The 11,155-nt window shown below is 33.7% G+C and carries 10 protein-coding genes and 1 pseudogene; 9 read left to right on the forward strand and 2 right to left on the reverse strand.

Translation table 11 applies throughout. The annotated features are described in order from the left end of the window. Positions 1-440 precede the first annotated feature (440 nt). The 4 genes from ruvX to F6K22_RS42185 all read left to right on the forward strand — a co-directional run bounded on the left by ruvX (position 441) and on the right by F6K22_RS42185 (position 2,333). Positions 441-857, forward strand: coding sequence for a Holliday junction resolvase RuvX (gene ruvX / locus F6K22_RS17045; protein WP_293100115.1), 417 nt, complete (start codon positions 441-443; stop codon positions 855-857). 310 nt (positions 858-1,167) lie between these two features. Beyond that, positions 1,168-1,944: a pentapeptide repeat-containing protein gene (locus F6K22_RS17050; RefSeq protein ID WP_293100118.1), complete on the forward strand. Its 777-nt coding sequence runs from the start codon at positions 1,168-1,170 to the stop codon at positions 1,942-1,944. Positions 1,945-2,059: 115 nt separating this feature from the next. Continuing rightward, complete coding sequence (locus F6K22_RS42180; RefSeq protein WP_363273748.1) at positions 2,060-2,191, forward strand: helix-turn-helix domain-containing protein; 132 nt, start codon at positions 2,060-2,062, stop codon at positions 2,189-2,191. Beyond that, positions 2,136-2,333, forward strand: a complete 198-nt coding sequence (locus tag F6K22_RS42185) for a hypothetical protein (RefSeq protein WP_363273755.1) — start codon at positions 2,136-2,138, stop codon at positions 2,331-2,333. Before F6K22_RS42180 ends, F6K22_RS42185 begins: the two co-directional genes overlap by 56 nt. A 107-nt stretch (positions 2,334-2,440) precedes the next feature. Here F6K22_RS42185 and F6K22_RS42190 read toward each other — a convergent pair whose 3' ends face one another. Further along, complete coding sequence (locus F6K22_RS42190) at positions 2,441-2,668, reverse strand: hypothetical protein (RefSeq protein WP_363273757.1); 228 nt, start codon at positions 2,666-2,668, stop codon at positions 2,441-2,443. On the opposite strand from F6K22_RS42190, the gene F6K22_RS42195 reads away from it, so the two are divergent. From F6K22_RS42195 to F6K22_RS17065, 5 genes and pseudogenes are all read left to right on the forward strand, one after another. Continuing rightward, on the forward strand, positions 2,613-2,747 hold the full coding sequence (locus F6K22_RS42195; protein ID WP_363273751.1) for a hypothetical protein: 135 nt from the start codon (positions 2,613-2,615) through the stop codon (positions 2,745-2,747). The two genes, F6K22_RS42190 and F6K22_RS42195, sit on opposite strands and share 56 nt — an antisense overlap. A gap of 25 nt (positions 2,748-2,772) precedes the next feature. Then, positions 2,773-2,847, forward strand: a complete 75-nt coding sequence (locus F6K22_RS42200) for a hypothetical protein (protein ID WP_363273753.1) — start codon at positions 2,773-2,775, stop codon at positions 2,845-2,847. Positions 2,848-2,854: 7 nt separating this feature from the next. After that, positions 2,855-3,364 (forward strand): annotated as a pseudogene (locus tag F6K22_RS42205) (RNA-guided endonuclease TnpB family protein); the annotation flags it as partial. A 138-nt stretch (positions 3,365-3,502) separates the two neighbouring features. Further along, a complete protein-coding gene (gene cutA / locus F6K22_RS17060; RefSeq protein ID WP_293100121.1) occupies positions 3,503-3,826 on the forward strand; it encodes a divalent-cation tolerance protein CutA in 324 nt (107 codons plus the stop codon). Positions 3,827-5,180: 1,354 nt separating this feature from the next. Continuing rightward, positions 5,181-9,005: a CHAT domain-containing protein gene (locus F6K22_RS17065; protein ID WP_293100124.1), complete on the forward strand. Its 3,825-nt coding sequence runs from the start codon at positions 5,181-5,183 to the stop codon at positions 9,003-9,005. Between the two features lie 854 nt (positions 9,006-9,859). On the opposite strand, the gene F6K22_RS17070 is transcribed toward F6K22_RS17065, so the two are convergent. Then, positions 9,860-10,465, reverse strand: a complete 606-nt coding sequence (locus F6K22_RS17070; RefSeq protein ID WP_293100127.1) for a hypothetical protein — start codon at positions 10,463-10,465, stop codon at positions 9,860-9,862. Between the last annotated feature and the right edge of the window lie 690 nt (positions 10,466-11,155).

The following is an 11,155-nucleotide window of genomic DNA, read 5'->3' on the forward strand; positions in this document are numbered from 1 at the left end:
CGGAGCGACATGAAACGCGTAGCGTCCCGGAGGGAACGTAAACCTTGCCATCCCATCCTAGGTCATGCTCCGCTTGCCGACCGCTGTCTTGGTCGATGGTCGGCAAGCGAGGAGACCTCGCCATCCCATCCTGACGGAATGCTGCGCTTTCCGACCGCTTTTTCTCCTAATTAGGAGAGGCTTTAAACCTTATTTTTTCGGTAAAAAAAGAAACACAAAAGGGAAGAAGGAAGAAGAACCGAAAAAAAAGCAATAGAATGGTATATTTTCTGGCTGAATTAGATCGATAAGTTTTGACAAAAACAGAAAAATTATAATCAATACTCTATATTATTTGTAGTAAACATTTATCGCGCCTGGTACAATATAATATAAAAAATTATCAACAGAAATTAGACAGTATTAATCTGACTACAAACAAACAATATAAATATTAAAAAATGATTTTAGGATTTGACCCCGGTCGTGATAAATGTGGGATTGCAATTATGGATAAAAACAGGAAATTGCATTATCACCAAGTCGTAGAATCTCCAAAAATTACCACAACAATTACACAACTAAATCAACAATTTGATATTAATTTAATTGTCATAGGCGACCAAACCACATCAGAAATCTGGGAACAAGACCTCAAAAAGATTATCCCAGAAAAAATACCAATAATAAAAATAGATGAACGCTATTCTAGCTTAGAAGCTCGCGATCGCTACTGGCAAATATATCCCCCTCAAGGATTTATACGTCTAATTCCACCAGGAATGCGAATTCCCCCCAAACCAATAGATGATATTGTAGCAATTATCTTAATCGAAAGATATTTAAACAATAAATCTATATTTCTTAATGAATTTTAACATCACACTTAAACTCAATAAATTTCGGTATATACCTAAAAACTTGTTCAATGATATGTATCAGAACAAGAATATATAACAGCATAATTTACAGTAAATCAATCTCCCAAAACTTATCATAATACTTTCTCTCTCAACAACTAACTAATTCCACCTCAAAACTATCCTTAAAGAATAACAACCAAGCAAAATGTCAAGCCATAAAAACATTTTGTAATACAATTGACTAATTATAAATTGAGAAAGCTGTAATAAGATATTAAGTAAGATTTAATAACTTAATTTATATAAATTGGGAAATTATATAGCCATGAAAGAACAAGAACTACTCCAGCGATACGAACAAGGAGAAAGAGACTTTAGTGGCCTGAATTTAACCGGAGCTGACTTGAGAAGAGTAATTCTTATCGGAGTCAACTTCTCCAAAACTAACTTAACAGGAGCAAATTTAAGCAGAGCTTTTCTCACAAAAACTCAATTCAATCAAGCATTATTACATAGGGCTAACCTCAGCTTTGCCAAAATGGGTGAAACGAGAATAGCTGATGCTGACCTGACAAAAACGAATCTTAGTGGAGCTTTTTTAGTAAAATCAAAATTGCCTAGAGCAAATTTAACTGGCGCTAATCTTACAGGTGCAAACCTTCGAGGGTCTAATCTATCGAATGCTAATCTATGCAGCGCCACTTTAGAATCTACTAATCTGCGAGAATCTAATCTTACAGGTGTTAACCTTAATTGGGCTAATATGTACGAAGCAAAACTAATAGCAGCTAGATTATTTGATACTCAACTTACAGGAGTTAATTTCAGAAGAGCTTACCTAAATGGAATAGATTTAAGAGCAGCAGACTTAAATGGAGTTAACTTTAGTGAAGCGAAGTTGAATGGAGCAAATTTGGCAGAAGCAAACTTACTAGCAACTAATTTTAGCAGAGCTTTTATGCGGAATATAAAATTAAATGGAGCCGATCTAACAGGGGCAAATTTAACACAAGCTAATTTAGTCAGAGCAAATTTGAATTGGAGTAAACTTTATGAAGCTGACTTGAGTGAAGCTGACTTGAGTGAAGCAACATTTATCTAAATGTTGGCATTTATACCCGCGCTCTCCCGTAGGGGAGCGCCGGGATGAATGCCAATAAATGTGGCGGTTTTACACATAATCTGTTAAAATGTCAAAGTCGAAAAGCAAACAGTAAATGGTTGATGCATCGTACAAATTTAGGTTTTACCCAACTCCAGAACAGGAAAATCTGTTGAGGAGAACTTTGGGTTGTGTACGCCTGGTCTACAACAAAGCGCGCTTCTGCAAGAACTCAAGCTTGGTATGAGAACAAAGAGCGAGTCAGCTACAAGCAAACCTCAACTATGCTGACGAACTGGAAAAAACAAGAAGATTTAGATTTCTTCAAAGAAGTAAGCAGTGTTCCATTGCAGCAAGGCGGTAGTCCATTTACAAACAGCTTTCACTAACTTTTTGAGCGGGCGTGCCAAATATCCTAACTTCAAGAAAAAGCGTATGGGGTGGTAGTGCTGAATTTACTTCATCAGCATTCAGATGGAAAGATGGCCAAGTCTATTTAGCGATCGGGTGCAGAACCATTACCCATTAGATGGAGCAGGCAACTACCACCAGGTTGTATACCTAGTACAATTACTGTTAAACTTGAGCCTAGTGGTAGATGGTCTGTATCTCTGAGAGTTAATGACACCAGAGATTTGAAACTTAAGCCGAGTAAGAAACTTTTAGGCATTGATTTAGGGATTACCAGTTTAATAACTACCAGTGATGGAGAAAAAGTTGCCAACCCAAAGAATCTTCAAAAGTTACACAAAAAATTAAGATTAGCTCAAAAATCTCGCTTATTGAAAAACCAAAGGAACTAATAATTATCAAAAAGCTAGGCTTAGAGTGGCCAAGATACACGGCAAGATTAAAGATTCAAGGCTTGACTATACCCATAAGCTAACTACCCAACGCTCTTAGAGAAAACCAAACGATAGTAGTTGAGGACTTAGCAGTAAAAAACATGGTCAAGAATCACAAGTTAGCTAGAGCAATAAGTGGTGCTAACTGGGCAGAAATAGTTAGGCAATTAGAATACAAAGCTCAATGGTATGGACGGGAATTAATCAAAATTGACCGATATTTTCCGAGTTCTAAGGGGTGCTCTAATTGCGGTCATGTAGTAGAAAAATTACCTCTAAGTATTAGAGAGTGGGATTGTCCTGAATGCGGAACTCAGCATGATAGGGACATAAACGCTGCAATTAACATTTTGCGGATGGGAACCCGCGGGGTGCGTAAGACGCAAGGGAACGCCCACGCTCGAAGGCTGCGGGACTCGCAGCGTCAGTCTGTGGAGCGCGCCTTTAGACCCGAAGGGATCAAATCCCAGAAGGCAGGTGCTATGAGGCAGAAAGCCCCTAACAGCGATGGAGCGGGAATCCCGCGCTGTCTCGCGTATAGCAGCGTCGGGAGGATGTCAATGGTGCAAATCTAGAAAAAGCAGAGTTAGTTAATACAATTTTACCAACATCAAGAAAACTGTCTTTTAGTTTTGCTAGTGCCACATAATTCAGCTTTTGACTAAATTCAATATAAATCAACTAAAAACTCAAAGAAAATTCAAAATAAAGTTATGAGTTTAACTAATTATGGTGTTGTTTTTGTAAATGTTCCTTCTCTGGATGAAGCTAAGGTAATTGCAAAATCTTTAGCAGAATCAAAATTAGCAGCTTGTGTAAATATCTTTCCAGTTCACTCAATTTATAATTGGGAAGGAGAGTTATGTTCAGAAGATTCCTATAATTTATTAATTAAGACAGATTTAGATAAGTTTGACATCCTAGAATCAAAATTAAGAGAATTACATTCTGACGAAATACCAGAAATAATTGGTCTACCAATCGTCTCAGGTTATGCTCCTTATATGCAGTGGATGGCTGAACAAATTAAGGATTGAGTTGAAGAAAATATGAATTAAACAAAGTTTGAGAATATTTATCTTTTTAGTGCTTCAGGAAATGAACAGACTCCGCAATAATTAAGGAGAAACTTGAGGTAGTCTCCTACATCAGATTTTCGAGTTCTTCAGGAAATGAACAGACTATTGCGACATCCGCAATAATTAATTAAGGAGAAAATTGAGGTAGTCTCCTACATCAGATTTTCGAGTTCTTCAGGAAATGAACAGACTATTGCGACATCCGCAATAATTAATTAAGGAGAAAATTGAGGTAGTCTCCTACATCAGATTTTCGAATGCTTCAGGAAATGAACAGACTATTGCGACATCCGCAATAATTAATTAAGGAGAAAATTGAGAGAGTCTCCTACATCAGATTTTCGAGTGCTTCAGGAAATGAACAGACTATTGCGGATATCGCAATAATTAATTAAGGAGAAAATAGGGCGTTGCTGAGTTGTAATGATTTTTAGATTAAGTATCAACGCTAAAAATATGTTTTTCAATTTTACCTTCAGCTACTTACCATTACATTTCAGCAACGTCGAAAATTGAGGTAGTTTCCTCCATCAGATTTTCGAGTGCTTCAGGAAATGAACAGACTGTTGCGGATATCGCAATAATTAATTAAGGAGAAAATTGAGAGAGTCTCCTACATCAGATTTTCGAGTGCTTCAGGGAATGAACAGACTATTGCGGATATCGCAATAATTAATTAAGGAGAAAATTGAGAGAGTCTCCTGCATCAGATTTTCCGGAGCTTCAGGAAATGAACAGACTCTTGCGGATGTCGCAATAACTAAGGAGAAAATTGGGCGTTGCTGAGTTGTAATGATTTTTAGATTAAGTATCAACGCTAAAAATATGTTTTTCAATTTTACCTTCAGCTACTTACCATTACATTTCAGCAACGTCGAAAATTCAGGCAGTCTCCAACATCCGATTTTTTTTAGTGCTTCAGGAAATGAAAAGACTCTTGCGACATCCGCAATAATTAAGGAAAAAATTGAGGCAGTCTCCAACATCCGATTTTTTTTAGTGCTTCAGGAAATGAAAAGACTCTTGCGACATCCGCAATAATTAAGGAGAAAATTGAGAGAGTCTCCAACATCCGATTTTTTTTAGTGCTTCATGAAATGAAGATACTCTTGGGAATGTCGCAACAATTAAGGAAAAAATTGAGAGAGTCTCCGACATCCGATTTTCCCGAGTGCTTCATGAAATGAACAGACTCTTGGGAATGTCGCAAATATTTAATCAGACATAAGATTACATATACTTTACGGATTTCAGAAGTAATCAACCGTACTACCTAAGTATTAAGACTGGTACAGAAAAAGCAAACAAAATAATGAATCAAAACCGCATCCAAACCTATATAAATCTAATTCAAAAACTCTTAAGCACCCCCACAGAAAAAACAGCTCAAATCCTAACAAGCAACCAAGAATTATTAGATAAAGGATTACTCCAAACAATAACAATGGTGGCACAAAAATCAGGAGAAAAAGGAAACCAAGAAGTTAAAGAAATCCTACTTACCTTAGCAGTACAACTATCAGAAAAATTAGAAATTTCAATTACAGAAAACACCTCAGCAACAGCAACCCCTTTAGAATATTTAGAATTCTTAACCAAGGTATTACAAGCAACCCACGAAAGTAAAAACAATCCTCAAATTATTCACCCTATTTTGCAAGAAAACCTCAACAAATTAGACCAAGGTTTAGTAGAAACCTTGCAAACTTGGGCAACCTCAACTTTAAAAGAAACAAAACCAGAAGAAGCTCATCAAATTGCTGTAGATATAGTTAACTTCAGTAACCATATCCAAGAAATTCCCCTTGGAAACAAAGCAGATAACTTAGAAATAGCAATTACTGGCTATAAAACAGCATTAACTGTTTACGAAAATTCTTCTCAATCCCATAATTGGGTAAGTATTAAAAACAACCTTGGTATTGCCTACCTAAATAGAATCTATGGAGAAAAATCTGAAAATATTGAACAGGCAATAGAAATTTATCAACAAACATTGAACCTAATAGATAAAGAAGATAATCCCCAAGATTGGGCAATAACTCAAAATAATCTAGGCAATGCTTATAGCTGTAGAATTGAAGGAGATAAAATCAAGAATATTGAGGAAGCGATCGCTGCTTATCAAAAAGCACTGCCAATTATTACCAAAGAAAACTTCCCTCAAAAATGGGCAACTATTCAAAATAATTTAGCCAATGTCTACTTAAGTAGAATTGCAGGAAACTTAGAGGAAAATATTGAATTAGCAATAGAGGCTTATCAACAAGCACTAGAAATTATTACTCAATCAGAAAATTCTCTAGATTGGGCAATAACTCAAATTAATTTAGGCAATGCTTATAGCTATAGAATTGAAGGAGATAAAATCAAGAATATTGAGGAAGCGATCGCTGCTTATCAAAAAGCACTGCCAATTATTACCAAAGAAAACTTCCCTCAAAAATGGGCAACTATTCAAAATAATTTAGCCAATGTCTACTTAAGTAGAATTGCAGGAAATTTAGAGGAAAATATTGAATTAGCAATAGAGGCTTATCAACAAGCACTAGAAATTATTACTCAATCAGAAAATTCTCTAGATTGGGGGATAATTCAAAGTAATCTAGGCAATGCCTATCTCAATAGAATTACAGGAAATTTAGAGGAAAATATTGAATTAGCAATAGACGCTTATCAACAAGCACTAGAAATTATTACTCAATCAGAAAATTCTCTAGATTGGGGGATAATTCAAAGTAATCTAGGCAATGCCTATCTCAATAGAATTACAGGAAATTTAGAGGAAAATATTGAATTAGCAATAGACGTTTATCAACAAGCATTACAAGTTATTAATCAGGAAAATCAACCTAACTACTGGGCAAAGATTCAAAAAAATCTTGGCATAGCTTACTTAAATAGAGTCAAAGGAAAAGTCGGCGAAAATATTGAATTAGCAATAGCAGCTTATCAAGAAGCGTTAAAAATTTTTACTGTAGATAATCTCTTAGATTGGGCTATCGTTTCAATTAATCTCGGCACTGCCTACTTAAACAGAGAAACAGAAAAAAGAGCTGAAAATATCGAACTAGCAATTAAATTTTATCAACAAGCGCTGGAAGTTATTAATCCAGAAAAATTTACTTTATGGTGGGGGATGATTCAAAAAAATCTTGGAGATGCTTATAGTTACAAAGACACAGAAGATATTACTAATTATCAGAAAAATATTGACTTAGGTATTAGAGCATATCAAGAAGCATTAAAGATTTTTACTGTAGAAAATTTTCCACTAGAGTGTCTACAAATTTCTAGAAAATTAGGAGATTTAGAATTTAAGCAAAAAAACTGGCAACTTGCTATTGAAAGTTATCAAATAGCAATTAATTTGCTAGAAATAACTCAAAGTTTGGCAAAAAGTGAATCATCTTACCGAGAGATTTTAGCCGAATCAATTTATATTTATGGCAACATCGTAGAATGTCATGTCAATATTGGAAAATATGAACAAGCATTAGAATATGTAGAAGCTTCACGCTCCCGTCGTTTAGTAGAGTTAATAACTATTAATGACATTTATCAAGACGAGGAAAAATCACCAGAATTAGAAGAATATTATGATCTACAACAACAAATTAATCAGCTAAATTTTGATTTTAATAGAATTAATAAACATACAACAGTAGGAAGTCAGTTGATCATCAAAGAAATTGAATCCAAGAGTCAACCACTTCCTGAAAGTCAAAATTTAAAATTCAAAAGCGAGTGCGTAATTCTGAGGTCTTCATTTCCTGCGGAAACGCTCCGCGAACAGAATGTAAGACGCACTCAAGACAGTCAAAAGTATGACCTAATTGATGAATCAGGAGAGTTGTATCCGGTTAATTTTTTTTGTCAAGAAAAAATCGCTGTCTTGAGAGAAAAACAACAACAACTTTGGGAAAAAATCCGGAGTAGTAATCGTGTACTGGCAGAACAATTACAAGTTACATACCTAAGTTTCGCAGAAATTCAGCAGTTAGTTAAAGATGAGGAAACTGCTGTTCTTGATTTTTATTCCACTAGAAACAATACCTATATATTTATTCTGACTCAGCAGCAAATTAATATTCATATTTGCCAAGGAGAAGGAATTGAAAACCTACAGAATTGGATACATCATAATTGGTTAAAACTCTATGGCAAAAATCGCAGCGAGTGGCATAATCAGATGAATATTTTTCTCTCAGAATTAGCAAATAGATTGAAATTAAATCAACTGATTGAACAACTAGCTGAGGCGAAAGAATTAATTATAGTTCCTCATTTATACTTACATCAAATACCTTATGCTGCCTTACCAATTATTAGAGAAAAAGAAACCAAATATTTTTGTGATTACTTCCGTTTAAGAGTCGTACCTAGTTGTCAAATTCTCAATTATTGTTCAGAGCAATCGCTAATTTATAATCCCCGTAAAATGGGCATTGTGGAAACTCCTATAGATAATAAGTTTTATACAAGATATGAATGCGAAAATATAGCAAATATGCACTTAATTTCTCCCCAAAAGCGTCTGCAATATAGCCAAGCAACAATTAATAATTACCAAAACTTTATTCAACAAGTACAAGTGCTACATTCCAGTCACCTTTCTAGTGCAAATATAGTTAACCCCTTAGCATCAAAACTGAAATTATTTGATGGGTATATACCTCTGAGTCAAATTTTTACTTGGCAGTTACCTGAATTATTTGACGTCTTTCTTTCTAGTTGCGAAATTAACACAAATGAAACTAAAATTTCCGACGATATCCTGACATTTGCTACTGCTTTTCTTAGTGTAGGTGCCCGTCATATAATTAGTTCATTATGGTCAGTAGAAGATTTAACTACAGCATTATTTTGTCTCTTCTACTATCAAAATCGCCAACAATATAAGCATAAGCATTCTGAAGCATTACAAAAAGCTCAAAATAAACTTCGGTATTTGACAGGAACTCAACTTAGGAGTTATAAAAAGCAATTAGAAGAATATCTAGAGCAATATAAGAGAGACGAAAATCCAGAAAAAATCCAACAAGAAAAAGAAAAGTTATCATGGTTTTGTCAGCAGAATTTTCCATTTACTCATCCTTATTATTGGGCAGGTTTTATTTCCCAAGGTATTTCTTGAAACAGTTAACAGTTATCAGACATAAAAATGGGGGATACTCAACAAAAGTCGCTCCACTTCTACAAACCACAAAAACTTGTAGAAACTTCCAGTGATAGTTGGGTATTAAACTCATACAGGAAAAGATAAAATAGAACCTTTTCTAGTAGAGATGTTTACCAAAAATATCTCTACTTATCAAATTAATACCAATTCTCAAAAATTTTTATCTACTTGGAATTTATATTTATAGATACCATTTATTGACGTGATGTAATTGTTTAATAATATAAGATTTGTTATTTTGATGGTTATTTTGGCAGTTTCCAAGTGTAGTATTACTTTTTATAATTTTATAAATAGTATAACTAGCTATCAGCTAAAAACTGGAACATTAACTGAGAATAGGGATTTATAGTAAATATTTACTAATTTAGTACAGCAATTCCCAAAAAGCGTGAGGTACAAAATTGGTTTGTTGCGCCGGATTAGGTAGGGACGTTGCATGCAACGTCTGTACGAAGTAGGGAGTAGTAATTCTGGTTCGATGGTGATAGAAAAGAAGAAAAAAAACTGTACCTCACTAACTTTATAAACGCTATATTTAGTTAAGCAAGAAAGAAAAAAATGTTGTAGGAAAGAAAGGTAGATATTTTGCCAATAGATTATCTCAAATCCATTTATATAGCCTTTCATTAAGATAGAATACAACTATCAGGTCTGTAACTTATCAAACTTAAAATATACTTATCTTGTTTCTGTAGTCTACATTTGTGAAAGCCGCTATAATTATACCAATTTGACAAACACTCTCTTACCCATCAATAATTCATTTAACAGGTATAATTTTCTCAAAGTATTGTCACTTCAAAGGTTTATATCTGTTGATAAAGAATAGCTTTACCTTGTCTCTTTCCAGAATCTCTCCACCCTCTTTTTTCTAAATCACCTAATCTGTTAAGAGTCGTTATATACGCAGGAGAACAACCGAACAATTCTCCCAGCTCTCGTGCAGTTTTTAATTCTTTACCCTCATTGTTAAATTGATTTTTTTTAACTTCTTTTTTATCAATTATTTCTTTTATTAATATTTTTTTATCTTGATATTTATCTCTAACTATTTCGCTTTTATTTCCTACATTAATTAATTTATTCTTATTTTTAGTAGTGACTAATTCTTCAGTCTTATCTATTTTTTCAATCCCTTTAATCAACTTTTTTTCTATGTATTTATCTATATACCTATCCAATTTATTTCCTATATACTTTCCTATTTCTGCATCAATTTTAGTTTCCAAACCAACTGATAAAAAATTTTGATAATTATCTATTTCTTCTGCTAAATAAAGCTCAACTAACAACTGTAGAACTTCTGATATGGAAGCACCGTTATCCTTACACTTTACTTGGAAACGTTCCCAGTTACCACGAGTTAATTGAAAATGTACCTGAATTTTATCTTCTCGATCATTGTTAGACATATTCACCAAATACCTAGCTAAATAAATACATTCAACCATTTCTTTTATGGCTTATTGCTTGACAGTCTACAGTCATCTATCTACTGGTTATGTTACTATTTCTAATTATAGACAAAAATTCCAAAAATTATAGAAAAATTTTCTATGAAAATTATACCTACTTAATTGATAAAATTTCTTTTATTTAGATTGATTACTTAATAATTTTTATCAATAAAACTACTATAATTTACTTCTTAAGAAAGTCTCTGATTAAAGATATTAAAGTTATCATAACTAGACTAAAAATTTGATAGCTTGTAAGTACCTGGACAGAAATATTTATATGAAATACAAAAAATTGTGCAAATATACGAATCTCCCTATCTCCCTATCTCCCTATCTTCCCATCTCCCCATCAATCTTTGGTAGCAAACATTAACGTATTTCATATTACATACTGGGTTATTGCCAGACAAAGGTTTTAGTTTAAACCAGTTTTCATTTTGTTAGATTACAGTAGAGAACTTTCATGGAAAGTCCCTACAATATTTTGCTTGTGACATGAGTTCAATAATGAATAATGAATAATTAATAATTAATAATTACCTCTTCTTATAACAGATAGGATTGGCTAAAAGGAATTTTTTTCTTCTCAAGGGGAGATTGGATATGGTTAGGTAACCCATCCATCCCATCCTAAGGTCATGA

The organism is Okeania sp. SIO2F4 (genome assembly GCF_010672385.1).
Classification (GTDB): Bacteria; Cyanobacteriota; Cyanobacteriia; order Cyanobacteriales; family Microcoleaceae; genus Trichodesmium.

What these genes read in the sequence shown, in the direction of transcription:
- ruvX (WP_293100115.1), top strand. Translation starts at nt 441, where the DNA reads ATGATTTTAGGATTTGACCCCGGTCGTGATAAATGTGGGATTGCAATT.
- F6K22_RS17050 (WP_293100118.1), top strand. Translation starts at nt 1,168, where the DNA reads ATGAAAGAACAAGAACTACTCCAGCGATACGAACAAGGAGAAAGAGAC.
- F6K22_RS42180 (WP_363273748.1), top strand. Translation starts at nt 2,060, where the DNA reads ATGGTTGATGCATCGTACAAATTTAGGTTTTACCCAACTCCAGAACAG.
- cutA (WP_293100121.1), top strand. Translation starts at nt 3,503, where the DNA reads ATGAGTTTAACTAATTATGGTGTTGTTTTTGTAAATGTTCCTTCTCTG.
- F6K22_RS17065 (WP_293100124.1), top strand. Translation starts at nt 5,181, where the DNA reads ATGAATCAAAACCGCATCCAAACCTATATAAATCTAATTCAAAAACTC.
- F6K22_RS17070 (WP_293100127.1), bottom strand. Translation starts at nt 10,465, where the DNA reads ATGTCTAACAATGATCGAGAAGATAAAATTCAGGTACATTTTCAATTA.